Here is a 24,593-nt window from a genome sequence, read left to right on the forward strand (position 1 = left end):
ACTGACAAACCCACCGGCCCTTCGACTATATGACGTGGATCACAGTTCGTGGAGGTCTCTGGCGATAAAGGTCGCAAACTCACTTTCCCGAGTAGACGGCTTTACCTGGTCCCACCTCGAGGAAACTACGGACAGCGCCGCGCAGGTCGTCGGTGTCGAACAGCGCGCCGGACACCCCGGGAGTCACCGAATCCGCGTGGGCGATGCCGCCGGAACGCCACGCTGCCACGATCTGCTTGGTGGCGTCGTGGGCTCGCGTCGGTCCGTCTGCCAATCTGGTTGCGAGGGCCCGCGCCGCATTGTCGACGTCCTCGTGAACTGCATTGACCACGCCCCAGGAGTGGAGGGTAGCGGCGTCGTACAGATCGCCGGTCATGACCAACTCGCGGGCCCGTCCGGAACCGGCGCGCTCGGCCAGGCGTTGCGGTCCACCCATGGACGGCGTCAGACCGACCACTGTCTCGACCAGCCCGAACTTTGCCTTGGGCGCCGCGAGGATGATGTCGCAGGCCAAGGAGATCTCGAAGGCAGCAGTCAGCGTCAGCCCGTGCGCCGCGTAGATGACCGGGCACGGCAAGGCCTCGAGCGGATGGCAGATCTGGGCGAACAATTCTCGCCACAATTCCGCGCCCTGCTCCGGGTTCAGCCCGTCGAATACGTGGACGTCGACGCCGGCCGAGTTGACCTTGCCCTCGGCGCGCAGAAGCACTGCGCGCGGCGGGTTCTCGGTCAGCGCTGCAACATCGGCGATGACCGCGTCGAACATGGCCTGATCGAACAGATTGAGTGGTCCGTGCGCGAACGTCAGGACAGCCACCTCGGCACCACGATCGGTGGTGAAGCGCTCGAGACGGGTGGGGTGCGATTCGGGAGCAGTCATGCCGCCACACTGCCACATCGAACCGGCCTACGATCGTCGGGTGGACGGTCTGAGAAATGTGCTCGCGGACGTGGTGGGACACCGGTTCGTCGTCGACGACGCCGACGTGTTGGCGACCCGTTCCACCGACCAGACGGGGCGCTACCGCGGGCGTGCCGGCGCTCTGGTCCGACCGGGAAATACCGCCGAAGTCGCGGCGGTGCTGAACGCGTGCCGCTCTCGCGGAGTTCCGGTCACCGTCCAGGGCGGACGAACCGGCCTGGTCGCGGGTACGGTGCCCGAGCACGACGACGTCCTGCTCTCCACCGAACGCCTCACCACGATCGGCGACGTCGACGCGGCCACCGGGCTGATCACCGTCGGCGCGGGAGTGACACTCGCTCAGGTACATTCCGCGGCGGCCGCCGCCGGTCTGAAGTTCGGTGTCGACATAGCGTCGCGGGACACCGCGACGATCGGCGGCATGGTCTCCACCAACGCCGGTGGCCTGCACACGGTTCGATACGGGAACATGGCCGAACAGGTCCTCGGCCTCGAGGTTGTACTCCCCGACGGGACAACGGTGCGCCGGTCACCGAAAGTGTTGTCCGACAACTCCGGATACAACCTGCCCGCACTGTGGGTGGGCAGTGAAGGAACTCTCGGCGTGGTCACAGCAGTCGACCTGAAGCTGCGCCGGGTACCGGTTCATCGGGTCACGACGCTGACCGGTTTCGACAGACTGGAGGACGTCGTCGACGCGGGACGGATGTTGCGCACCCTCGACGGCGTCGACGCCCTGGAGTTGTTGGACGGCCGCGGACTCGAACTGGCCGCTCGACGGTTGAACGCGGCAGTGCCAACCGGGCGCGCGTGGTATCTCCTCGCCGAGGTATCCGCGGCTCACGATCCGATGGAAAGCCTGGCCGAAGCACTCGAACGCATCGACCCGCCGGAAACTCCGTCGGTGGGAGTCGACGGCCCGAGTTCGACGCGCTTGTGGGCGGCGAGGGAATGCTTCGCCGAAGTGGTCGGACTCTTCGGTCCCCCACTGAAATTCGATGCGGCACTGCCCCTGGACTCGCTCGCCGCCTTTGCCGAGGACGCCGCCGCAGTGATCGCGAGCCGAGCACCGGAGGCGATCCCCGTTCTCTTCGGACACATCGCCGAGGGAAACATCCACCTCAATGTCCTGAACTGCCCGAACGCCGACACCGTCTACCGCAGCGTCCTCGAACTGGTTCGCGATCACGGTGGAAACGTCAGCTCCGAGCACGGGGTGGGCTCGCTCAAACGCAACTATCTGGACCTGGCCCTCTCGGCGGAGGACATAGCCACGATGTGGGCGATCAAGCGAGCCCTGGACCCGAGCGACTATCTCAATCGCGCAGTGATGTTTCCCGACGCGCTTCGGCACTGACGGCCATCGCGTCGTCGTGGGCGTCGCCGCGTAGAGGCCGAGCGAAGCACACCGAGGCGACGAAACCGATGAGCAGCACACCTGCGGGCAGCCAGATCGACTCCGACATCGCCGTGCTGAACGGTTCACGGACGAACTCGGGGAGGTGACCCACCCCGGCTTCGGAGCTACCGCCGGTCAGACCCTGGGCAGCCAGTCGCGCGGTGATCAGAGCGCCGATCGCAGCGCTGCCGAGAACCGCACCCACCTGCCTGGTGGTGTTGTAGACGCCGGCGCCCGCGCCCGCCTGCATCGGAGGCAGGTTGTGTGTGGCGGTGGCCGCGAGCGGAGACCAGATGCATGCATTGGCGAAGCCGATCAGACCGATCGGCAGAAGCAGTTCCCAGATCGCGACGTCGGGAGACATCACCAGTGCCAGCCAGCCCAAGGCGACCGCGAACAGCAGGAAGCCGGTGCCGGCGATGTAGCGCGGATGCGTCTTGTCGACGAGTTTGCCGATGATCGGGGCGAAAATACCGGTCAGCACTGCCATCGGAACGAGCAGCAACGCCGACTGCGTCGGGGAGAGTCCGCGAACTGCCTGTGTGTAGAACATCAGCGGAAGGACCATCGACGTGATCGCAAAGCCCATAGCGGTGATGGCGACGTTGGCGAGTGAGAAGTTGCGATCCTTGAAGAGTTCCAAGGGAAGCAAGGGTTCGTTCTTGTTGCGCGACTGGTAGAACACGAACACCGCGAGCAACACCACGCCGGCGCCGATCAGACTCCAGACGAATCCGTTCCAGTCGTACGAGCTGCCTTCCTGGATTCCGAACACCAGCAGGAACATGCCTGCGGCGCTGAGAATCACGCCGGGAATGTCGAACTTGTGCTCGCTGGTCGGCAACGACGGAACGAGCTTCCACGCGAGGAGGAAGGCGATGACACCAACCGGGACGTTGACGATGAAGATCCATTCCCAGCCGAGATTGTCCACCAGGACGCCACCGGCGAGCGGACCGACCAGGGTGGCGACACCGGCGACGGCGCCCCACAGGCCCATTGCCGCGCCGCGCTTGTTCGGCGCGAACGTGCGAGTGATGACGGCCATCGTCTGAGGCGTCATCATGGCAGCACCCAGGCCTTGGAAAGCCCTTGCGACGATGAGCATCTCGACGCTGCCGGACAGACCGCACCACAGTGATGCGCCGGTGAACAGTACGAGGCCGATCATGTACAGGTTCTTCGGACCGAACCTGTCACCGAGTCGACCGGTGACGAGCAGCGGCACCGCGTACGCCAGCAGGTACGCGCTGGTGACCCAGACGACCTTGTTGATGTCGGTGCCGAGGTCCTCCATGATCGCGGGGTTGGCGACAGCGACGATGGTGCTGTCCACCAAAATCATGAAGAACCCGATACACAGCGCCCACAGCGCGTGCCAGGGATTGACCTGCTTTTCCATCTTCAGTCCTTAGGTAGTGCGGACGAGCCTGCGGAGCCGGCCAGCCGGTCGAGAAGTTCTTGTGAGAGCCAGGGCATTTCGCCGCTCTCGATGTCTGTCACCAACGCGCCGATCCACTCTCTTTCGGCGATCGTGAGTGCGTGGGCGTAGTCCGCGCCCACCGTGAAGATTCGTGGTTTTTCCGCTGCCTTCACCGCTTCGTAGTCGGCCTCGAATTTCGCAATCGTCTTGTCGAGGTGCGCGAGACGGATCCGAAGCATCTGACACGCGGTGGATGCGGAGAGGTTGTGCATTTCGGCGAGCGCGAGCGGCAACCGCGGATACTCCCGCACCGGAACCGCCAACATCTCACGTAGTTGATGCTCGAGCGCCTCACGGCCTCGGGCGGTGATCTCGTACGTCGTCCGCTCGGGCCGATTGCCCTCACGATCGGTCCCGATCGAAGCCAGAAGTTCCTGCTTCTCCAACCGGGAAACCGTGTGATAGAGCGATCCCGGCTTGATCTTCACCAACTGATCGCCCCGACGAACCGAGGCAAGTTGATACATCTCGTACGGATGCATCGAACGCTCGGACAGCAGGCCCAGAACGGTGATTCCCAGAGGCGTCAGTGACACGTCACCCATGAATCCCCCTCCCTGACAAGCCGCTATTGACTATTTCTTGACTATTCCACCTGAAATAGTCCACATGGAATATACGACCTTCGGCCGTCTCGATCAACCCGTTCGAATCGGACTAGCCTGTAGCGAGTGGACGATCATCACCTCGACATCATCCGACTTGCCTGGGCACGTGAGCTGGGCCTCGGCGACTCGGCATTGCGCCCGGCACACACGGCCCGAGTCGTCGGCGACGACATCCACGTTCTCGAACTTGCGGGCGCCGGTGCGATCGTCGGGCCACAGTGGTTCATCGAGCGCACGGCGGACATCTCCGTCGACACACTTCTGCAACCGGCACGCCTCCTCGAGATCGCGGGCGATCACGGCGGCCGAATCACCGGTCCCGTCGATCTCGCCTTCCTCGGCGACTACACCGACACGCCGCCCGACGAGCAACTGCTGATTTCCCACGAGATCGACGACGCCCTCGCCGTCGCTTCCCTGTGCCCACCCGACGACAGCACCACCGCCGACCTCGAGCGCCGAACGCGGTGGTTCACCGCCCTCACCGATTCCGACGAGGTGCTCGGATGCGCGGCGTACTCCGAATTCCAGGGATTCGTGGCAGATCTCACGACCCTGACGGCTCCAGCGCACCGCCGTCGCGGAATCGGCTGCGCAGTAACGCTTCTCGCTGCCGAGGACGCTCTGGATTCGGGTTTGATCCCGCAACTACGCACGAGTCGCGGCAGCGCTGTGGGCGCGACGCTTCCACGTAAAGCCAAATTCGACGTACTGGGGGCATACGCTCGAGTACACGTGCACCTGCCCAGTTGACACTCGAACGAGAGGGACCGCAGATGAGTACGAAAGACGACGCGAGCGAACCGACATTCGTCGAAGAGGGCCGCGAATTCACACGCGACACCAACTACATCCCGACCCGCATCACCGAGGACGGTCGCGACGGTTACCCGGTCGAGCCAGGGCGATACCGGCTGATCGTCGCGCGCGCCTGCCCGTGGGCAAACCGCGCCATCATCGTCCGCCGACTGCTCGGCCTCGAAGACGTACTCTCGATGGGCATCTGCGGGCCGGTTCACGACAAGCGAAGCTGGACTTTCGATCTCGACCCCGGCGGCGTCGATCCCGTACTGAAGATCCCACGACTACAGGACGCGTACTTCGCCCGAGATCCCGACTACCCCAGAGGAATCACGGTGCCCGCCATGGTGGAAATCGCCACGGGCAAGGTGGTCACGAACGACTACCCTCAAATCACCCTCGACTTCTCGACGCAATGGAAGAAGTACCACCGCGAAGGCGCACCGGACCTGTACCCGGAGCCACTGCGTGACGAAATCGACGAAGTTTCCGAGTACGTGTTCCGCGACGTGAACAACGGCGTCTACCGCTGCGGGTTCGCCGGATCACAGCAGGCATACGACGAGGCATACGACACGCTGTTCGCCCGCCTCGACTGGCTCACCGAACGTCTTGCCCGGCAACGCTTCCTGGTAGGAGACACCATCACCGAAGCCGATGTGCGCCTGTTCACCACGCTGGCGCGATTCGATCCCGTCTATCACGGCCACTTCAAGTGCAACAGAAGCAAACTCAGCGAAATGCCGGTGCTGTGGGACTACGCGCGCGATCTTTTCCAAACTCCCGGATTCGGTGACACCATCGACTTCACACAGATCAAAGCTCACTACTACATCGTGCATTCGGAGATCAATCCCTCCGGAATCGTGCCCAAGGGACCGGAATTGACACACTGGCTCGAACCGCACGGCCGCGAACAATTGGGTGGCCGACCGTTCGGGGACGGGACACCTCCTCATCCGCCCATCCCGTCGGAAGTGGTTCCAGCAGAGCACTGGGCCACCCGATAGGTCGCAGCGAGGCTTACTCCCCGGCGTACGTGCCGAAACTCCAATACACACCTTCCGGGTCACGGCAGGTGAACCCCCGCGAACCGTAGTCCTCGTCGCGCAATCCTTGCGTGATCGTGGCGCCCGCCGCGACAGCGCGTTCGTGGAGTGCATCCGCGGCGTCGGCGTCGTCGACGACGATGTACACCGAACCGATTCCCGGCGGCAGGCCGGCGATCGCCGAATCGGTGCGCGGCGAGCCCAGCATGATGCCGCCACCGCCCGGCCAGTCGAGTTGGGCGTGGTCCACCACGTCTCCCTCTCCGTAGACGGCCTTCTCCACGAACCCGAAGGTGCTCACCAGAAAGTGGATTGCCGCGCGGGCGTCGAGGTAGCGCAGTGTCGGCCAGATGGTCGTCGAACGAGATTCCGAAGTGGCGGTCATAACACTCGAACTCCTGCCTGGGAAAACTCACGGAGAAAATCAAGTCTCGTACGAGCCTATGGCCCCTGTGATCACCGCCGCTACCGAAAACTTCACCTATTCTCGAGATACGGTCCACCTCGCTTCAGAGGAGGACAACTGTGGAGGGGCAGCAATGAGCAAGTCGACGAACAACGACAGCGGGCGTATCGAGAAGGTCCTCGTTTCCGTTCTCGACAACGGAAGCCGCCTGCAAGCGCCCGCAGTGGCCAAGTACGTCAACCATGTCCGTAAGGCTCACCCCGACGAGTCACCCGCTCAGATCGTCGAGCGGATGGAGAAGATGTTCATTCTCGCCGTCACCGGAAGCGGCAGTGCCGTCGGTGCCACGGCCGCGGTACCGGGAGTCGGAACGGTGGCGTCCATCGCTGCCGTCGGCGCGGAATCGGCCTTCTTCCTCGAGGCGTCGGCGCTGCTGACACTGGCAATCGCGTCGGTGCACGGCATCTCCGTGCAGGATCACCAGCAACGACGCGCCTTGGTCCTGGCAGTCGCCCTCGGCGAATCCGGCATGGAGATCGTCCAGAAGGCCACCGGCATCACGGCCAAGAACTGGGGGACGGCAATCACCAGCAAGATTCCCGGACCCACGATGAAGGGAATGAACAGCACCCTCGTGCGTAAGTTCGTGACCAAATACGCCGCGAAGCGCAGCGCACTGATCCTCGGCAAGCTCGTGCCCGCCGGGATCGGTGCCGTCATCGGTGGCGCAGGTAACCGAGCCATCGGCAAAGGCGTCGTCAAGAACGCACGTGAAGCCTTCGGGCCCGCTCCCGCCAGGTGGACCGATCACCTGATCGTGATGCCTGCCGACGAGCCCGCTCCGGCGCCCGCTTCCGAGACACGCCGGGCCATCCGCAGATAGCTGTCCGGGCCGTAGGCTCGCATCACGTATTCGCCGCCGACCCGGGAGCAGCATTGACGAACACCGCAATGGGATCCTTCTCTGCCCCCATCGAGATTCGTGGGTTGACGAAGACGTTCAAGGCGGCGCGCGCGGTCAACGACCTGAGCTTCGACGTTCAGGCGGGCTCGATCACCGGGTTTCTCGGCCCCAACGGTTCAGGCAAGACGACCACGTTGCGGATGCTCCTCGGGCTGGTGTCGCCGACTTCGGGATCGGCCACGATCAACGGCACTCCGATGCGTTTGCTGCCCAATCCGGCACGGACCGTCGGCGCAGTACTCGACGTCGGCAGTCTCCATCCGAAACGAACGGCGCTCGGACACCTCGAGATCTACGCGGCCGCTATCGGCATGCCGACTCAGCGCGCAGCGCAGGTTCTGGACATGGTCGGTCTGAGTTCGGTCGGAGCCCACAAGACCGGCACCTTTTCACTCGGGATGCGCCAACGCCTGATCCTTGCCACCGCGATGCTCGGTGATCCCGAGATCCTCGTCCTCGACGAACCCGCGAACGGACTCGACCCCGAAGGCATGGCGTGGCTACGTCAGTTCCTACAGACGTTTGCCGGTTCCGGCCGAACGGTTCTGATCTCGAGCCACGCGCTTCGTGAAGTGGAAGCGACCGTCGACAGCGTGGTCATCGTCAGCGCTGGCTCACTCGTCTACCAAGGGACCATGGACGAACTTCGTCGCTCCCAGCGCAGTCGACTGCTCGTCTCGTGTTCCAACCCAGCGCTCCTCGCCACGGCATTGGCCGCTCGGGGAATCATCGACGCCCAGATCACCCAGGACGGACGGCTCGCCGTGGGCGGCACCGACACGTCGGTGCTCCCACCGGTGGCATCCGCCGCCGGTGTCACGATCTTCGGTGTCGCGACCGAAGGCGCAGATCTCGAACAACTGTTCCTCGCGATGACAACACCGCAGTACGTGGTTCCCCAGGTCGGATACCACCGCCCACCCGGTCCCGGTTCCGGACCGGGCTATTACGGCCCTGCCGCATACGGACCTTCCGGAGGACACAGATGACCACGCTCGTGCGCTCGGAGACACTCAAAGTTCTCACCCTGCGCTACTGGTGGGCACTGGCCATCGCACCGGTGGTCGTGGCCGTGCTGATCGCTGCCTCGACTCGGACGTTCGTCGAAGTCGTAGCCGATTCGGCAGACACCACATTCGACGTCGATGTCGTGTCCACCGGCGTCAGCCTCGGTGTCTCCAACACGCTTGTCCTGGTGTTCGCGGCCGTCTTCGGAGCGCTCACCGCCGGATCCGAATTCGGCTACAAGACTCTCACCACAACGTTCCTCACAGCCCGCGGCCGCGACGGAGTTCTCGGCGCAAAACTTGCCGTCGTCGCTGTATTCGCCGTCGGCTACGCACTGGCGGTCGAAGTAGTCAGCATCGGCGCGATGTTGCTCTTCGGCCGGGACTTCAGCTTCACCACCGATCTCTTCTCCATCTGCGCCGCAGGCATTCTGGCGTGTGCGCTGTGGGCACTACTGGGCGCCGGGGTGGCCCTGCTCACCGGTTCGTCGATGGCCGGTGCCCTCTCGGTCATCCTGTGGTTCGTCTTCGGTGAATGGATCGTCCGCGCAGTGCTGCTCGCGATGGATCTCGGTGGGATCGGGGCCGCGCTTCCGGTATCGGCCACGATCGGCACGATCGTCAATGCGGCACCGTCGATCGACGTCAACGCTTTTGCGTCCTGGCCGAGCGGCCCGATGATGCTGGCGGCTTGGGTGGTCCTGTTCTGCGGGCTCGGTTGGCTGCGAACCCGGACCCGCGACATCACCTGAAAAAGCTGTCTGGGGCCGGGTCTACCGTGGATCTCGATGAACACGATCAACACGGACAGTCCGGTAGCTGGAGAGGTCGATCGAACTCCGGGCTGGATCCGCCGCTTGGCCCACGCATGCTGGTTGCACCGAAGAGTTGCGATCGGCGCGCTTCTCGTGACCGTCATCGCTTCGGCGATCGACATCTCGTTTCCGCTTCTGACCCGCTATGCGCTCGACGCCGCCGGACAGGAGAACCCTGGCAAGGTGATCGGCTTCGTGGCGTTGGCGATCGCAGTGCTCGCGATCGTGCGGTTCGCGTGCCAGTACGGCCGACGGATGCTGGCCGGCCGACTCTCGCTCGACGTTCAACACGACTTGCGACTCGCCCTGCTCGGCTCACTCCAACGTCTCGACGGACGCGGACAGGATCAGATCCGCACAGGCCAAGTGGTTTCCCGGTCCATCACCGATCTGCAGCTCGTCCAGGGTCTGCTCGCGATGGTGCCGATGTCGGCGGGCGCGCTCCTGCAATTCGTGCTCGCGATCGGCATCATGGCTTGGCTCTCGCCGTTGCTGACTCTCGTCGCCGTCGCCGTCATCCCCGCGGTGGGACTCGTGGTGTTCCTGATGCGACCGATGCTCTTCGCCGCCACGTGGTCCGCGCAGCAGCGGGCCGCCGATCTCGCCCAACACGTCGAGGAAACCGTCACGGGCGTTCGCGTAGTCAAGGGATTCGGGCAGGAACAACGAGCGGTCGACCAACTCGAAAAGCACAGCCGCACGCTGTATTCGGAGCGCCTTCGCGCCGCGTGGTTGAACGCGAAATTCGCGCCGACCATGGCCGCCTTGCCCCAGCTAGGGCAGGTGGGAGTGATCGCCCTCGGCGGGTATCTCGCATTGCACGACAAGATCACCGTGGGAACGTTTCTCGCATTCGCCACCTATATCGTGACAATGACCGGTGTCACCCGAACTTTGTCGTCTGTCATCGTCATGGCACAGCTGGCGCGCGCGGCTGTCGAGCGCGTCTACGACGTCATCAACGCTCAACCCGACATCGCCGATCCGGACCATCCGGTGGACCTTCCCGACGGTCCACTGGGCGTCACTTTCGACGACGTGGCATTCGGGTTCGACACCGAACGCGACGTCCTGACCGGACTGAACCTCCGCATAGAACCCGGCGAGACCGTCGCCGTCGTGGGTCCGGCCGCATCGGGCAAGACCGCGTTGTCCTTGCTTCTCCCCCGGTTCTACGCCCCGACTTCGGGTCAGGTCAGCGTCGACACCGGTGGCCAGAGCTTCCCCATCGGCGAACTGCGCAGTGAGCAGCTTCGTGCCGCCGTCAGCCTCGTCTTCGACGAACCTTTCCTGTTCTCCGACACCATCGCCGCCAACATCGCATTGGGTCGCGAGGACGCCTCCGACGAGGACATCCGCGCCGCGGCTGCATTGGCACAGGCAGACGCCTTCATCGAGGCACTTCCGGACGGATACGACACCATTGTCGGTGAGCGCGGACTGACGTTGTCCGGTGGACAACGTCAGCGCATCGCGCTTGCGAGAGCTCTGCTTGTCGACCCACGGATCCTGGTACTCGACGACGCCACCTCCGCCGTCGACGCGGCAACCGAAGCGGCGATCTTCGACGCTTTCCGCGCCCGACGACGGCAGACCACGCTGATCCTCGCTCACCGGCGATCCACCCTGACGCTGGCCGATCGGGTAGCAGTTCTCGACGGCGGACGGATCATCGACTCCGGCACCGTGGACGAGTTGGAAGGGCGATGTCCGCTCTTTCGCGCCCTGTTCTCCTCGCCTCCGGAACTCCCCGACCAACTCGACGAGGTCGGCCCCGATACCTTCGGACGCGACGACCGCGAACCGACAGCCGAGCAGTTGTGGCCGCAGGCACCGGAATCCGAAGCCGACAACACCGCGGCTTCGACGCAGGGTGCAGGCGGACCGATGGCCGGGGCACTCAGCGGAATCGCGGTGACGCCCTCCCTGAGGGCAGCAGTCGACGCGCTCCCGCCCGCGCGCGAAGATCCCGGAATCGCTCCCGAGAGCCTGCGCGAATCGAATCCACAGTTCTCCCTCGGACAGATATTGAGGCCCGTCCGCTGGGTCCTGCTGGCAGTTGTCGTCTGTCTTGCTCTGGACTCGGCCGCAGCGATCGCGTTCCCCTCGCTCGTCAGATACGCCATCGACCACGGTGTCGTGACCGCGGACAGCAGCACGCTGTGGATCGCGACGGCATTCGGAGCGCTCCTGGTTGCCGCCGACTGGGTCATCGTCGCGGTCATGACGGTCATCACCGCCAGGGCCGGCGAACGCGTGTTGTTCGGGCTCCGCGTACGCAGCTACGCACACCTGCAGCGCCTGGGTCTGGACTACTACGAACGTGAATTGTCCGGACGCATCATGACTCGCATGACCACCGACGTCGACGCGCTCTCGTCGTTCATCCAGACCGGCATGTCGACGGCGATCGTGAGTGTCCTGACGGTCGGCGGAATTTCGATCGCGCTCCTCGCGACCGACGTGACGCTCGGCCTGGTGGCGCTGGCCGTCATCCCACCGCTCGTGGTTGCGACCGTGATCTTCCGCAAGATCTCCTCGGTTGCCTACAGTCAGTCCCGCGAGCGGATCTCGCTCGTCAACGCCGACTTCCAGGAGAACATCGCCGGCCTGCGAGCGGCTCAGGCATACCGCCGCGAGGAAGGTGCCGCGCGCAGGTTCGCCGAACGCTCCGAAAGCTACCGCCGATCGCGGATGCGGTCACAGCGAGCCATCTCGATCTACTTCCCGTTCATCTCGTTCCTGTCCGATCTCGCGTTGGCCGCGGTCGTGTTCGTCGGTGCGCACCAGATCGCCAACGGATCGACGTCGCCCGGCGTACTGATCGCTTTCGTGCTCTACCTCGGCCTGCTGTTCGGACCGATTCAGCAACTCTCACAGGTCTTCGACGGTTACCAACAGGCAAACGTCGGATTGCAGCGAATCGGCGATCTGCTGCGCACTCGCAGTTCGATCGAGACCGCCGACAGCGAGGATCTGATCCCGATCTCCGGACGGCTGGACGGCGCCGTCCATCTCGACGGTGTCGGGTTCCGGTACTCGGGAGCGGACGTCGACGCGCTCTCCGAATTCGATCTGCAGATCCCGCCGGGCACGACGGTCGCTCTGGTCGGCCGAACCGGCGCCGGGAAGTCGACAGTGGTGAAATTGCTCGCCCGCTTCTACGACCCGACGTCCGGATCCGTCGACGTGGACGGCACCGATATCCGGAACTTCCATCTCTCGCAGTACCGCCGTCGCCTCGGCGTGGTCCCGCAGGAAGCACATCTGTTCACCGGCACGGTCGCCGACAACATCGCGTACGGCAGGCCGTCGGCTTCGCACGAGGAGATCGAGGAAGCGGCGCGTTCCGTCGGCGCACTGAATTCGATAGCCGACATGCGTGGAGGCATGAACCATCCCGTCGGCGAGCGTGGCCAGGGGCTCTCGGCGGGCCAGCGCCAACTGATCGCATTGGCCCGTGCCGAACTGGTCGACCCGGACCTACTTCTCCTCGACGAGGCGACCGCGACGCTGGATCCCGCGACCGAACGAATGGTGCTCGAAGCAAGTCGGTCGGTCACCCGGAAACGGACGTCGGTCGTCGTAGCTCACCGCCTCGCCACTGCCGCCCGAGCAGACCTCGTTGTCGTAGTTGACCGGGGACGTATCGTTGAATACGGCCCGCACGATGTTCTGCGGTATGCCGGTGGTCACTACTCGGGACTCTGGGATGCATCGCAGGCGCGTGAGGGGAATAATCTGACGTCGAGAACTGTCATCGAAGGCAACCCCGTCGCGTGACAGTCGGCACGGATTTGTACCGCCGAGAGGGAGTACGTGATCGCAAGATCACGGACTTCCGTGAGACAGCTCACAAATTGTGTGCCGCACAATTGCTCGTCACACGCTCGGGCTAATCTCATGTATATAGGCGCTCTGATCGGGTACCGAAATAGAAACGAGGCGAACACCTGCCGTGAGCAGCAGTTCTACATCCCAATTCGGACAGAACCAGTGGCTGGTTGACGAGATGTACCAACGCTTCCAGGACGACCCGTCGTCCGTGGATCCCAGTTGGCACGAATTCTTGACCGATTACTCGCCGGACTCGGCGAACACGGGAGGTGGAAACGGGACTGCCTCGAACGGCAACGCGGCTGCACCCGCCGCTGTTGTAGCTCCGCCTGCTGCTCCCAAGGCCACGCCTCCCGCCCCCAAGACCGCACCCCCTGCGCCGCCTGCCAAGGCTGCTGCACCGGCCCCCGCGAAGACGGCAGCGCCCGCCGCGAAGGCCGCCCCGGCCAAGCCCGCAGCAACAAAGCCCGCGGCCGCTCCCGCAAAGCCCGCCCCCGCCGGTGGAGCCGAGGAAACCAAGGTTCTGCGCGGCGCCGCAGCCGCGGTCGTCAAGAACATGTCGCTCTCGCTCGAGATCCCGACGGCAACCAGCGTGCGTGCCATCCCCGCGAAGCTGATGTTCGACAACCGCATCGTCATCAACAACCACCTCGCACGTACTCGCGGCGGCAAGATCTCGTTCACCCATCTCCTGGGTTACGCGATCGTCCAGGCAGTCAACGCGTTCCCCAACATGAACCGGCACTTCGCCGAAATCGACGGCAAGCCGAACGCGGTCACACCCGAGCACACCAATCTCGGACTCGCGATCGACCTTCCCGGTAAGGACGGCAACCGCTCACTGGTGGTTGCCGCCATCCGAAACACCGAGTCGATGAACTTCGTCCAGTTCCACGCGGCATACGAGGACATCGTCCGCCGCGCTCGTGAGGGCAAGCTCACCGGCGAAGACTTCACCGGCGTCACCATCTCGCTGACCAACCCGGGCGGCATCGGCACGGTTCACTCCGTTCCGCGCCTGATGAAGGGCCAGGGCGCCATCATCGGTGCCGGCGCGATGGAATACCCCGCCGAGTTCCAGGGCGCCAGCGACGAGAAGCTGGCCGAGATGGGCGTCGGCAAGCTGATGACCCTCACCTCGACCTACGACCACCGCATCATCCAGGGTGCCGAGTCGGGCGATTTCCTGCGCACGATCCACAACCTGCTGATCAGTGACGAGTTCTACGACGAGATCTTCCACGCGCTCGGCAACCCGTACGAGCCGGTGCGTTGGCGCAAGGACGTGCCGGAAGGCGCCGTCGACAAGAACACCCGCGTTCTCGAACTGATCGCTGCCTACCGCGACCGCGGCCACCTCATGGCCGACACGGACCCGTTGCAGTTCGTCAAGGACAAGTTCCACAGCCACCCCGACCTCGACGTCATCAGCCACGGCCTGACGCTGTGGGATCTGGACCGCGAGTTCAAGGTCGGCGGCTTCCACGGCCAAGAGAAGATGAAGCTGCGCGACGTGTTGAGCGTGCTGCGCGACGCGTACTGCCGCCACGTCGGTGTCGAGTACACGCACATCCTCGAGACGGATCAGCGTCAGTGGATCCAGGACCGCGTGGAGGGCCATCACGCCAAGCCTTCGGTCGCTCAGCAGAAGTACATCCTGAGCAAGCTCAACGCCGCCGAGGCTTTCGAGACGTTCCTGCAGACCAAGTACGTCGGCCAGAAGCGCTTCTCGCTCGAGGGCGCCGAAGCCGTCATCCCGATGATGGACGCCGTGATCGACCAGGCCGCCGAGCACCAGCTCGACGAGGTCGTCATCGGCATGCCGCACCGTGGTCGACTCAACGTGCTGGCCAACATCGTCGGCAAGCCCTACTCCAAGATCTTCACGGAGTTCGAGGGCAACATGAACCCGGCGGCCGCTCACGGCTCCGGTGACGTGAAGTACCACTTGGGTGCCAGCGGCACGTACATCCAGATGTTCGGTGACAACGACATCGCTGTATCGCTGACCGCCAACCCGTCGCATCTCGAGGCCGTCGACCCGGTTCTCGAAGGCCTGGTTCGCGCCAAGCAGGACATCCTCGACAAGGGTGAAGAAGGCTTCACCGTCCTGCCGCTCATGCTGCACGGCGACGCTGCATTCGCCGGTCAGGGTGTTGTCGCCGAGACGTTGAACCTCTCTCTGCTGCGCGGCTACCGCACCGGCGGCACCGTGCACATCGTCGTGAACAACCAGGTCGGTTTCACCACCGCCCCGGAACACTCACGTTCGTCCGAGTACTGCACCGACGTCGCGAAGATGATCGCCGCACCGGTCTTCCACGTCAACGGCGACGACCCCGAGGCGTGCGTCTGGGTTGCTCAGCTGGCCGTCGACTTCCGTGAGAAGTTCGGCAAGGACGTCGTCATCGACCTCATCTGCTACCGCCGCCGCGGTCACAACGAGGGCGACGACCCGTCGATGACCCAGCCGGCCATGTACGACGTCATCGACACCAAGCGCAGTGTTCGTAAGAGCTACACCGAGTCCCTCATCGGCCGCGGTGACATCTCGCTCAAGGAAGCCGAAGACGCACTTCGCGACTACCAGGGCCAGCTCGAACGGGTCTTCAACGAGGTCCGTGAACTCGAGAAGTTCCAGCCGGAACCGTCCGAGTCCGTCGAACTCGACCAGACTCCGCCGGCTCGCCTGACCACGGCTGTGGCTCCCGAGGTTCTCGAGCGCATCGGTGATGCGTTCGTCAACGTCCCCGACGGTTTCACCGTGCACCCGCGCGTCAAGCCGGTTGCCGAGAAGCGTCGTGAGATGGCTCGTGACGGGCATGTCGACTGGGCGTTCGCCGAGTTGCTCGCTTTCGGTTCGCTGGCCGAGCAGGGTGCCTTGATCCGCCTCGCGGGTCAGGACTCCAAGCGCGGAACGTTCACCCAGCGTCACTCGGTTCTCATCGACCGCAAGACCGGCAACGAGTACAGCCCGATCGCCAAGATCGCAGCCGACGCCGAAAACGGCGGCAAGTTCATGGTCTACGACTCCGCCCTCACCGAGTACGCGGGTCTGGGCTTCGAGTACGGCTACTCGGTCGGTAACCCCGACGCTCTGGTCCTGTGGGAAGCGCAGTTCGGTGACTTCGTCAACGGCGCGCAGACCATCATCGACGAGTTCATCTCTTCGGGCGAGGCCAAGTGGGGTCAGCTCTCCGACGTCGTGCTGCTCCTGCCGCACGGTCACGAGGGTCAGGGTCCGGACCACACCTCCGGTCGCATCGAGCGTTTCCTTCAGCTGTGCGCCGAAGGCTCGATGACCGTTGCGGTTCCGTCCACCCCGGCAAGCTACTTCCACTTGCTGCGTCGCCATCACCTCGACGGCATCCGCCGTCCGCTGGTGGTCTTCACGCCCAAGTCGATGCTGCGTAACAAGGCTGCAGTCAGCAACGTCGAGGACTTCACGACGGGCAAGTTCCGTTCGGTCTTCGAGGAGCCGGCATACGAGAGCGGCGAAAGCGCTCGCGAATCGGTCAAGCGGGTTCTGCTGGTCAGCGGCAAGCTGTACTGGGAGCTCCTGGCGAAGAAGCACAAGGACGAGCGTGACGACATCGCCATCGTGCGCATGGAGCAGCTCTACCCGGTGCCGAAGCGTCGCCTCAAGGAGACCCTGGACCGTTACCCGAATGCGGATCAGTTCCGTTGGGTCCAGGAAGAGCCCGCCAACCAGGGCGCGTGGCCGTTCCTCGGACTGGCACTGCCGGAGCTTCTGCCGGAGACCTTGACCGGCATCAAGCGCATCTCGCGTCGTCCGATGTCCGCTCCCTCTTCGGGATCGAGCAAGGTGCACGCGGTGGAGCAGCAGGAGATTCTGGACGAGGCGTTCCTGCCGACCAACTGAGCAGTGGCGTTCCTGCCGACCAATTGATCAGTGGCGTTCCTGCCGACCAAGTGATCTGACATAGCGTTACTCGAGGCCGGGCCCCACATTCCGCAAGGAGTGTGGGGCCCGGCCTTTCTGCGTTCACGTCAATTCGATTGCAGCAGACCCAGATCCGGCCCGGCGTCGAAGCCGACGGCAGCCAGCGCCAACGCAGGCAACGACTGAACCGTCAGGTCGATCAGTTCCTCGCGGGTGATGGCCGGCGCACGGAGCCAACTGATGGTGGCTTCCTCGACGAACGCGATCCAACCGCGAACGGCCAGCTCCACCTGAGGCGTTCGAGTCAGGCCGATCTTCGGGAGCTGATCGAGGGTTCTCTTGGCCATGATGTCGCGGGTCTGCTCGAACACCTCACGCATCTGCGGATCTCCACTGGCGGTCCCTCGGAGCAGTGAGACGTAGGTATTGCGGTTCTCGGTCACGTAGTCGACGTACGACGCCAGCACCGAGCGGAGGGTGAGCATCGGGTCGTCCGATTCACTCGGTTCGGTGCGTTGGAGCATCTGTTCACTGCTGTGTCGGACGATGGCCAGGTGGAATTCGCTTTTCGACGCGAAGTAGTGGAACAGAAGCCCCCGCGAGACACCGGCCTGATCGGCGATGTCCTCGACGGAAATCTGTTCGAGCGGCCGTTCGGCCAGCATGCGCGCGCCGAGGTCGATGAGTTGCGCTCGGCGTTGCGCAGGGTCGAGTCGCGTTCGCTTCACTGCGTCCATGCCAATAGACTACTGAATATTCGTCAATAAGCTATTGACCGTGACTCAATAAAGGCATATCGTTCCCTACATGAGTCTTCCAGTTACAGATACCTCAGCACCTGCCGCGGATACTCGCCACGTCGGCACACTGATCATCGGCAGTGGTTTCGCCGGTCTCGGTGCGGCGATCAAACTGGCACAGGCCGGCATCACCGACTACGTCGTTCTCGAGCGCGGCAACGACGTCGGCGGAACCTGGCGTGACAACAGCTACCCGGGCGCCGCGTGTGACGTGCCGTCGCATTTGTACTCGTACTCTTTTGCACTCAATCCGGAGTGGACGCGCTCCTTCTCCACTCAGCCCGAGATCTACAAGTACATTCAGTCGGTGGCCAACCGCCACAAGGTGCTCGACAAGCACATCTTCGACTGCGACGTTCTCTCCGCCCGGTGGGACGAGGCGTCTGCTCGGTGGCACGTCAGCACCAACAAGGGTGAATTCGTCGCAAAGATCGTCGTCTCGGCCGTCGGCGCACTGTGTGAGCCTTCACTTCCGGACATCAAGGGCATCGACGGATTCAAGGGCGAGATCTTCCACTCCTCGCGCTGGAACCACGACGCGGATCTGACCGGCAAGCGCGTGGCCGTCATCGGAACCGGCGCCTCCGCCATCCAGATCGTGCCGGCCATCGGCAAGAAGGTCTCGCATCTCGACGTGTACCAGCGCACGGCGCCGTGGATCCTGCCCCGCGCAGACCGCGAGTACACCAAGATCGAGCACCTCGCGTTCAAGTACCTTCCCGGCTTCCAGAAACTGTGCCGTACCGGCATCTACTGGATGCGAGAGACGCAGGTCGTAGGCCTGGCCAAGGCGCCGGTGTTCATGAAGCCGCTGCAGTTCGCCGCCGAGCGTCACCTGAAGGCTCAGATCAAGGACAAGGATCTTCGTAAGAAGGTCATGCCCAACTTCCAGATCGGCTGCAAGCGCATGCTGATCTCGAACAACTACTTCCCCACTCTCGCCCAGGACAATGTCGATCTGGTGACCGAAGGCATCGAGGAGGTCACCGCCAACGGGATCGTCTCGAAGACCGGCACCACGCGTGAGATCGATGCCATCGTCGTGGCGACCGGTTTCCACGTCACCGACTCCCCCACCTTCGCGGGAATCTTCGGCAAGGACGGGCGCTCGCTCGCCGAGGTCTTCGAAGAGACCGGCATGCAGGGGTACAAGGGCGCGGCAGTTGCCAACTTCCCCAACATGTTCTTCCTCGTCGGACCCAACACCGGCCTCGGACATTCGTCGATGGTCTTCATGATCGAGTCGCAGATCAATTACCTGGTCGACGCGATCGCCACCATCGACAAGTACGACATCGGCACCATCGAGGTGCGCAAGGACAAGCAGGACAAGTACAACAAGGACCTGCAGGCAGCTATGTCCAAGAGCGTCTGGAACAACGGCGGTTGCGCCAGCTGGTACATGGACAAGCACGGAAACAACACCACCCTGTGGCCGGGTTTCACCTTCCAGTTCCGCAATGCCACCAAGCATTTCGACCTCGCGGCATACCGCAGCGTCGCCACCTCGGATCTCGGCGCCGTCGGCACCGCGACCACTTCACAGATCGACCTCGACGACGAGAAGGCAGTAGCACAATGAGTGATTTTGCAGGCAAGGTCGTAGTCATCACCGGAGCAGGATCGGGCATCGGTCGCGCTCTCGCACTGAACCTGGCCGGCCAGGGCGCCAAGTTGGCGATCTCCGACGTGGACACCGTCGGTCTGGCCGAGACAACGCGTCTGGTGGAAGCCATCGGCGCCGAGGTGAAGTCGGACCATCTCGACGTCACCCAGCGCGAAGCCGTTCTCGAGTACGCCGACGCAGTCGTCGCCCATTTCGGCAAGGTCAACCAGATCTACAACAACGCCGGAATCGCGTACCACGGCACCTTCGAGAAGTCCGAGTTCAAGGACTTCGAACGCGTCATGGACGTCGATTTCTGGGGAGTTGTCAACGGCACCAAGGCATTCCTCCCCCACGTCATCGCCTCCGGCGACGGGCACATCGTGAACGTGTCGAGCCTCTTCGGCCTGCTGTCGATGCCCGGTCAGAGCGCCTACAACTCGGCCAAGTTCGCCGTTCGCGGCTTCACCGAGTCGCTTCGCCAGGAAATGCTGATCGCCAAGCATCCGGTGAAGGTGACCTGTGTGCACCCGGGCGGAATCAAGACGGCCATCGCACGCAACGCCACCGCAGGACCGGGCGAAGATCTTGCCGTCTTCTCCGAGTTCTTCGACCGCAAGCTCGCGCGCACCACTCCGGAGGACGCGGCCAAGACGATCGTCAACGGTGTTCGCAAGAGCAAGCCGCGAGTTCTCATCGGGATGGACGCAATCGCATTCGATGCCTGGGTTCGCCTCGTAGGATCGGGCTACCAGCGCATCGTCGCGATCGTCGCCGGTCGAATGATGCCCAAGTCCAGCTGAGTTCGTTTACAGCGCAGTTCGTATACAAAGTCAGGAGCCCTGCCGGTGAGCACGTTCACCCTTCCGCTGCCCGTGGTCGCGTTCTTGTTGAAGCCGTACTTCCGTCTGGCTTTCAACTCGAGACTGCCGTATCGGATTCAACGTCTGCTGCTCGAGGCCGGGGCACCACTACAGCAGGTCCCAGCGGGCGCCGTCGTGCGCCCGCTGGAGCTGGCTTGCCGACCGGCGGAGAAGATCACCGTCGGCGCAACCGAGCGCCCCACTGCAGTTCTCTACCTGCACGGCGGGGCATACACGCTGGGTTCGCTGGCCACACACCGTTCTCTCGCAGCGCATCTCGCACGTGAGTCGTCCAGTGCGGTCTTCACGCTGGACTACCGTCTCGCACCCGAGAACCCGTATCCCGCCGCGCTCGACGACGCGGTCTCTGCTTTCATGCAGTTGGTCACCGAGTTCGACTATTCGGAGGACCGCGTTGCCATCGCCGGCGATTCGGCCGGTGGCGGTTTGGCCGCCGCGACCGCTCTGCGTCTGATCGAGCGCCACGGCGTGACCCCCGGCGCGCTTGCGTTGATCTCACCGTGGGTCGATCCGGGCGATCGGGGTGCCACCAAAAAGGCCGACCTCGTCGTCAACACCGCGTGGTCCTTCGATGCCGCCGACGCTTACCTTGCCGGTGGCGATCGCACCGATCCCGGCTACGCACCGATGCACGGCAAGCTCGACGGGTTGCCACCCACCAGGATTCACGTCGGGTCGGAGGAAGTTCTCTACCCGCAGATCATGACGTTCACCGACAAACTCGCCGCTGCCGGCGTCGACGTGTCCCTGGTCGAGTACGCACGACTGTGGCACGTGGCTCACGCCCAGGCGTCACTGGTCAAGGAAGCAGCAGACGCCGTTGCCGACCTCGGCCAATTCATCGCCTCGAAACTGATTCGCGCCAAGGATGATTCGAGTTCAGCGGTGGGATCGAGCGCTCACTGACGGGTGGCCGACTCCGTCTATGTCACTGACGGGTGTCCCACCAGGTGCGGGCGACTTCCGAGGCTGACGCGTTGCCGGCCCGCACCTGCTCGATCATCGTGGCGAGGTCGGTGGTGGACAGTTCACCGGCGACGACGCTGAGCGCCTTGACAGCCGAATCTCCCAGTGCGCCCGTTCGGAAAAGCGGAACGACGTTCTGCGCAGCCAGAACGTGATTCGAATCAGCGAGCACTGTGACGGCATCGGATTGTGCCAGTGCTGACAGCGTCGTGGTTCCGAATACTTGTGCACCGGGCACGTCGACCGGTGTTGTCAGATCGACCCCGGCGAAGACACACTCGGCGCCCTCGGCCAACTGTTCCACTGCCCCGTCCTCGACGAATCTCGCGGAGACGAGGGGCGTTGCCGCGGCACATGAAGGGGCAAAGGCCTCTATCGTCTTCGCTCCCAACGACTGTGCGTATGCGGTGTCGAGTGCAACGACCGCACGGTCTTCGGCCATCGCATAGTCGGAGACCGAAAGACCCTCCGGCAGAGAGCGACTCAAGGCTTCGAAGACGTCGTCGGCCTTGCGGGCCGGGGATGACGGGTCGTAGTGATCGAGCAGCGCACCGGTGAACTCGGGTACCAGCGTGACTCGCGCTGCGTCCAGAGCCTCGAGTGATTGGTTTCGGCCACCACCCACCGATTCGACGCGAGCCGACAGGCCGGACGAGGAGAGCACCGTCGAATACACTTCGGCCAACACCGAACTCTCCACTGATGCGTCAGCAGCCACCACGATCTGCTCGCGAGACTCCGCTCCGGCGCCCTCTACCACCGAATCACCGTTTGCGCATCCGCTGAGAATCGGCAGGACCATCAGTGCTGCAACAACAGTCGAATACTTCGTGCGTGTGCTCTTCACCGAAATCCTCACATCCAATCCCATGGATCGAAAACCGTGCCATGTCGGTACCTATCGTTACACTTGTCGGGCGATGCGCGGTAACCAGTCCTGACGCTGCCACTCGGTGGCGGCGCCGTCGAAGTCACCCAGGTGGCTTCGCCACAAGGGATGGTCACCGACGCCCGAAACACGGGACGCCCGAAAAACCGGAAGGACGCTCATGCGCACCTCACGATTTCGTTCCAACCGTTGGCTCGTAGCCGCGGCAACTGTCGTCTCTCTCACTGCACTGACAGCGTGCGGTAGCAGTGACGGTGACTCCAACAGCGATCCCAACGCGGTCGTCGTCGGCTCCGCCAACTTCACCGAATCCGAGACGATCGCCAACATCTACGCCGAAGCACTGCGTGTCAACGGGTTCGATGTCTCCACGTCGTTCAACGTCGGCAGCCGTGAGGCGTACATTCCGGCGCTCAAGGACGGGTCGATCAGCGTAATTCCGGATTACACGGGAAATCTCCTGCAGTACTTGGATCCCGACAGCACGGCCACCAGCTCCGCTGACGTCCTCGCCGCCCTTCCCGCAGCTCTCGGGTCGGAATTGGCAATTGCGACGCCTGCATCCGCCGAGGACAAGGACGCCGTCGTCGTCACGAAAGAAACCGCCGACAAGTGGAACCTGAAGACGATTGCCGATCTGGCTCCGCATTCCGCCGAAGTCAAGTTCGGTGCTCCGGCCGAGTTCCAGGAACGTCCAGCCGGATTGCCCGGTTTGAAGTCCAATTACGGGCTCGACATCTCGGCTGCCAACTTCGTTCCGATCGCCGACGGCGGTGGACCGGCAACCGTGAAGGCGCTCTCGTCCGGTGACATCACCGCAGCAAACATCTTCACGACGTCGGCCTCCATCCCGGCGAACAACTTCGTGGTTCTCGAAGACCCGAAGAACAATTTCCCGGCTCAGAACGTGGTGCCGGTGCTGCGTGCCTCGAAGTCTTCCGACAAGCTGAAGACGGTCCTCGATGCGGTGTCCGCCAAGCTCACCACCGAAGAATTGTTGGCTCTCAACGTCCAGGTGTCCGGCGACACCAAGACGGAGCCGGCAGCGGCGGCCAAGGCGTGGGTGACGGCGCAGGGCCTCGACAAGCCGGTCTCGTAGTCACGTGATCACCTTCGAGGGTGTCACCAAGCAGTACCCGGACGGCACCACCGCCGTCGACCGTCTCGATCTCACCATCGAGGCCGAGTCGTTCACGGTGTTCGTGGGGCCGTCCGGGTGCGGCAAGACGACGTCGATGCGCATGATCAACCGGATGATCACACCGACGTCGGGCAAGATCTTCGTCGACGGTCGTGACATCGCCCAGACCGACGCGGTGAAACTGCGTCTCGGCATCGGGTACGTCATTCAGAATGCCGGCCTACTTCCCCACCGCACCGTGATCGACAACGTCGCAACGGTTCCGGTGCTGCGTGGTGAGTCCCGCCGCGCCGCACGTAAAGCCGCGTTGGGTGTTCTCGAACGAGTCGGTCTGGACATTTCACTTGCCACTCGCTATCCCGGGCAACTCTCGGGTGGGCAACAGCAACGGGTGGGAGTAGCCCGTGCGCTGGCAGCCGATCCGCCGATCCTGTTGATGGACGAGCCCTTCAGCGCCGTCGATCCCGTGGTGCGTGAGGATTTGCAGACCGAAATGCTCCGTCTGCAAAGCGAACTGAAGAAGACGATCGTCTTTGTCACCCACGACATCGACGAGGCAGTCAAACTCGGTGATCACATTGCCGTCTTCGGCCCCGGCGGACGGCTTCAGCAGGTGGCGGCGCCTCGCGACGTGTTGGCCGCACCGGCAACGGATTTTGTCGCCGGATTCGTCGGACGCGATCGCGGCTATCGGGGATTGTCGTTCCGTGCTGCCGACGAGGTCCCGCTTCACCCGGTCCGTACGGCCGTCGAGAACGAGTTGAAGGCTCTGCGTCTCGAATTGGGCGAGTGGGTTCTCGTGGTCACGGACAACGGAAGTCCACAGGGATGGATCGACGTGACCGGCGTCGAAGGTCTGCGCTCGGGACGCACTCTTGCGCAGTCGACGTCGGCCGGAGGTTCGTTGTTCTCCCCCGGCGGCGATCTCCGCCAAGCACTCGATGCGGCAATCTCTTCCCCTTCCGGTATCGGTGTTGCCGTCGACGCAGAGGGCGCGGTGATCGGCGGGATCCTCGGTTCCGAAGTCGTCGCGAAATTGGCAGATCAGCGTCGACGCGAGGACGAGGAACGCAACCGAGTCGCCTTCACCGAGGGATTCGGGGCGTAGCGGC

20 protein-coding genes are annotated in these 24,593 nt (G+C 63.6%); 13 read left to right on the forward strand and 7 right to left on the reverse strand.

Translation table 11 applies throughout. The features are described 5' to 3' along the window. Nucleotides 1-79: 79 nt before the first annotated feature. On the reverse strand, nucleotides 80-880 hold the full coding sequence (locus I7X09_RS28830; RefSeq protein WP_124569899.1) for an enoyl-CoA hydratase/isomerase family protein: 801 nt from the start codon (nucleotides 878-880) through the stop codon (nucleotides 80-82). On the opposite strand from I7X09_RS28830, the gene I7X09_RS28835 reads away from it, so the two are divergent. Further along, nucleotides 879-2,279 (forward strand): FAD-binding oxidoreductase, encoded by a 1,401-nt coding sequence (locus tag I7X09_RS28835; protein ID WP_200314871.1) that lies wholly within the window; start codon nucleotides 879-881, stop codon nucleotides 2,277-2,279. The genes I7X09_RS28830 and I7X09_RS28835 overlap by 2 nt on opposite strands. On the opposite strand, the gene I7X09_RS28840 is transcribed toward I7X09_RS28835, so the two are convergent. After that, nucleotides 2,239-3,723 (reverse strand): DHA2 family efflux MFS transporter permease subunit, encoded by a 1,485-nt coding sequence (locus I7X09_RS28840; RefSeq protein ID WP_019749321.1) that lies wholly within the window; start codon nucleotides 3,721-3,723, stop codon nucleotides 2,239-2,241. The two genes, I7X09_RS28835 and I7X09_RS28840, sit on opposite strands and share 41 nt — an antisense overlap. Nucleotides 3,724-3,725: 2 nt before the next feature. Then, nucleotides 3,726-4,349, reverse strand: coding sequence for a PadR family transcriptional regulator (locus tag I7X09_RS28845; RefSeq protein WP_095972878.1), 624 nt, complete (start codon nucleotides 4,347-4,349; stop codon nucleotides 3,726-3,728). A gap of 126 nt (nucleotides 4,350-4,475) precedes the next feature. Here I7X09_RS28845 and I7X09_RS28850 point away from each other — a divergent pair, with 126 nt between their 5' ends. Both I7X09_RS28850 and I7X09_RS28855 read left to right on the forward strand, forming a co-directional pair. Then, nucleotides 4,476-5,165, forward strand: coding sequence for a GNAT family N-acetyltransferase (locus tag I7X09_RS28850; RefSeq protein WP_200314873.1), 690 nt, complete (start codon nucleotides 4,476-4,478; stop codon nucleotides 5,163-5,165). 23 nt (nucleotides 5,166-5,188) lie between these two features. Then, a complete protein-coding gene (locus I7X09_RS28855; RefSeq protein ID WP_200314875.1) occupies nucleotides 5,189-6,223 on the forward strand; it encodes a glutathione S-transferase family protein in 1,035 nt (344 codons plus the stop codon). A 13-nt stretch (nucleotides 6,224-6,236) separates the two neighbouring features. Here the strand turns inward: I7X09_RS28855 and I7X09_RS28860 are convergent, their stop codons facing one another. Then, a complete protein-coding gene (locus I7X09_RS28860; protein WP_003945129.1) occupies nucleotides 6,237-6,647 on the reverse strand; it encodes a VOC family protein in 411 nt (136 codons plus the stop codon). 154 nt (nucleotides 6,648-6,801) lie between these two features. Between I7X09_RS28860 and I7X09_RS28865 the strand changes: the two genes are divergently transcribed. From I7X09_RS28865 to I7X09_RS28885, 5 genes are all read left to right on the forward strand, one after another. Continuing rightward, nucleotides 6,802-7,551 (forward strand): hypothetical protein, encoded by a 750-nt coding sequence (locus I7X09_RS28865; protein ID WP_200314877.1) that lies wholly within the window; start codon nucleotides 6,802-6,804, stop codon nucleotides 7,549-7,551. 68 nt (nucleotides 7,552-7,619) lie between these two features. Further along, a complete protein-coding gene (locus tag I7X09_RS28870) occupies nucleotides 7,620-8,621 on the forward strand; it encodes an ABC transporter ATP-binding protein (protein ID WP_200318141.1) in 1,002 nt (333 codons plus the stop codon). Beyond that, a complete protein-coding gene (locus I7X09_RS28875) occupies nucleotides 8,618-9,391 on the forward strand; it encodes an ABC transporter permease (RefSeq protein ID WP_200314879.1) in 774 nt (257 codons plus the stop codon). The genes I7X09_RS28870 and I7X09_RS28875 overlap by 4 nt, the downstream gene beginning before the upstream one ends. A gap of 36 nt (nucleotides 9,392-9,427) precedes the next feature. Beyond that, a complete protein-coding gene (locus I7X09_RS28880) occupies nucleotides 9,428-13,237 on the forward strand; it encodes an ABC transporter ATP-binding protein (protein WP_200314881.1) in 3,810 nt (1,269 codons plus the stop codon). A gap of 175 nt (nucleotides 13,238-13,412) precedes the next feature. After that, nucleotides 13,413-17,174, forward strand: a complete 3,762-nt coding sequence (locus tag I7X09_RS28885) for a multifunctional oxoglutarate decarboxylase/oxoglutarate dehydrogenase thiamine pyrophosphate-binding subunit/dihydrolipoyllysine-residue succinyltransferase subunit (RefSeq protein WP_200314883.1) — start codon at nucleotides 13,413-13,415, stop codon at nucleotides 17,172-17,174. A gap of 128 nt (nucleotides 17,175-17,302) precedes the next feature. Here I7X09_RS28885 and I7X09_RS28890 read toward each other — a convergent pair whose 3' ends face one another. Then, complete coding sequence (locus tag I7X09_RS28890; RefSeq protein WP_007736130.1) at nucleotides 17,303-17,932, reverse strand: TetR/AcrR family transcriptional regulator; 630 nt, start codon at nucleotides 17,930-17,932, stop codon at nucleotides 17,303-17,305. Between the two features lie 70 nt (nucleotides 17,933-18,002). Between I7X09_RS28890 and I7X09_RS28895 the strand changes: the two genes are divergently transcribed. Genes I7X09_RS28895 through I7X09_RS28905 form a run of 3 tightly spaced genes read left to right on the forward strand, consistent with a single transcriptional unit; the run spans nucleotide 18,003 to nucleotide 21,391 of the window. After that, the gene (locus I7X09_RS28895; RefSeq protein ID WP_003945071.1) at nucleotides 18,003-19,577 is read left to right on the forward strand and encodes a flavin-containing monooxygenase; all 1,575 of its coding nucleotides are present in this window, start codon (nucleotides 18,003-18,005) and stop codon (nucleotides 19,575-19,577) included. Then, nucleotides 19,574-20,404, forward strand: a complete 831-nt coding sequence (locus tag I7X09_RS28900; protein ID WP_200314885.1) for an SDR family NAD(P)-dependent oxidoreductase — start codon at nucleotides 19,574-19,576, stop codon at nucleotides 20,402-20,404. Before I7X09_RS28895 ends, I7X09_RS28900 begins: the two co-directional genes overlap by 4 nt. 45 nt (nucleotides 20,405-20,449) lie before the next feature. Continuing rightward, nucleotides 20,450-21,391 carry an alpha/beta hydrolase fold domain-containing protein gene (locus I7X09_RS28905; RefSeq protein WP_200314887.1) on the forward strand — a complete coding sequence of 314 codons (942 nt, stop codon included), beginning with the start codon at nucleotides 20,450-20,452 and terminating at the stop codon, nucleotides 21,389-21,391. A 22-nt stretch (nucleotides 21,392-21,413) separates the two neighbouring features. On the opposite strand, the gene I7X09_RS28910 is transcribed toward I7X09_RS28905, so the two are convergent. Both I7X09_RS28910 and I7X09_RS28915 read right to left on the reverse strand, forming a co-directional pair. After that, a complete protein-coding gene (locus I7X09_RS28910) occupies nucleotides 21,414-22,298 on the reverse strand; it encodes an ABC transporter substrate-binding protein (protein WP_200314889.1) in 885 nt (294 codons plus the stop codon). Nucleotides 22,299-22,355: 57 nt separating this feature from the next. Next, nucleotides 22,356-22,502 carry a hypothetical protein gene (locus I7X09_RS28915; protein WP_166813451.1) on the reverse strand — a complete coding sequence of 49 codons (147 nt, stop codon included), beginning with the start codon at nucleotides 22,500-22,502 and terminating at the stop codon, nucleotides 22,356-22,358. Here I7X09_RS28915 and I7X09_RS28920 point away from each other — a divergent pair. After that, the gene (locus tag I7X09_RS28920; RefSeq protein WP_019749336.1) at nucleotides 22,501-23,439 is read left to right on the forward strand and encodes an ABC transporter substrate-binding protein; all 939 of its coding nucleotides are present in this window, start codon (nucleotides 22,501-22,503) and stop codon (nucleotides 23,437-23,439) included. The two genes, I7X09_RS28915 and I7X09_RS28920, sit on opposite strands and share 2 nt — an antisense overlap. A 4-nt stretch (nucleotides 23,440-23,443) precedes the next feature. Then, on the forward strand, nucleotides 23,444-24,589 hold the full coding sequence (locus tag I7X09_RS28925; RefSeq protein WP_124569910.1) for an ABC transporter ATP-binding protein: 1,146 nt from the start codon (nucleotides 23,444-23,446) through the stop codon (nucleotides 24,587-24,589). Nucleotides 24,590-24,593: the final 4 nt, after the last annotated feature.

It is taken from the genome of Rhodococcus sp. P-2 (genome assembly GCF_016598535.1).
GTDB lineage: Bacteria > Actinomycetota > Actinomycetes > Mycobacteriales > Mycobacteriaceae > Rhodococcus_F > Rhodococcus_F baikonurensis.

Bases quoted from the DNA above. Each gene is read 5' to 3' on its own strand.
- I7X09_RS28855 (WP_200314875.1), top strand. From the start codon at position 5,189: ATGAGTACGAAAGACGACGCGAGCGAACCGACATTCGTCGAAGAGGGC.
- I7X09_RS28915 (WP_166813451.1), bottom strand. From the start codon at position 22,502: ATGAGCGTCCTTCCGGTTTTTCGGGCGTCCCGTGTTTCGGGCGTCGGT.
- I7X09_RS28860 (WP_003945129.1), bottom strand. From the start codon at position 6,647: ATGACCGCCACTTCGGAATCTCGTTCGACGACCATCTGGCCGACACTG.
- I7X09_RS28890 (WP_007736130.1), bottom strand. From the start codon at position 17,932: ATGGACGCAGTGAAGCGAACGCGACTCGACCCTGCGCAACGCCGAGCG.
- I7X09_RS28870 (WP_200318141.1), top strand. From the start codon at position 7,620: ATGGGATCCTTCTCTGCCCCCATCGAGATTCGTGGGTTGACGAAGACG.
- I7X09_RS28920 (WP_019749336.1), top strand. From the start codon at position 22,501: ATGCGCACCTCACGATTTCGTTCCAACCGTTGGCTCGTAGCCGCGGCA.
- I7X09_RS28835 (WP_200314871.1), top strand. From the start codon at position 879: ATGCCGCCACACTGCCACATCGAACCGGCCTACGATCGTCGGGTGGAC.
- I7X09_RS28880 (WP_200314881.1), top strand. From the start codon at position 9,428: ATGAACACGATCAACACGGACAGTCCGGTAGCTGGAGAGGTCGATCGA.
- I7X09_RS28830 (WP_124569899.1), bottom strand. From the start codon at position 880: ATGACTGCTCCCGAATCGCACCCCACCCGTCTCGAGCGCTTCACCACC.
- I7X09_RS28845 (WP_095972878.1), bottom strand. From the start codon at position 4,349: ATGGGTGACGTGTCACTGACGCCTCTGGGAATCACCGTTCTGGGCCTG.
- I7X09_RS28865 (WP_200314877.1), top strand. From the start codon at position 6,802: ATGAGCAAGTCGACGAACAACGACAGCGGGCGTATCGAGAAGGTCCTC.
- I7X09_RS28840 (WP_019749321.1), bottom strand. From the start codon at position 3,723: ATGGAAAAGCAGGTCAATCCCTGGCACGCGCTGTGGGCGCTGTGTATC.
- I7X09_RS28875 (WP_200314879.1), top strand. From the start codon at position 8,618: ATGACCACGCTCGTGCGCTCGGAGACACTCAAAGTTCTCACCCTGCGC.
- I7X09_RS28900 (WP_200314885.1), top strand. From the start codon at position 19,574: ATGAGTGATTTTGCAGGCAAGGTCGTAGTCATCACCGGAGCAGGATCG.
- I7X09_RS28895 (WP_003945071.1), top strand. From the start codon at position 18,003: ATGAGTCTTCCAGTTACAGATACCTCAGCACCTGCCGCGGATACTCGC.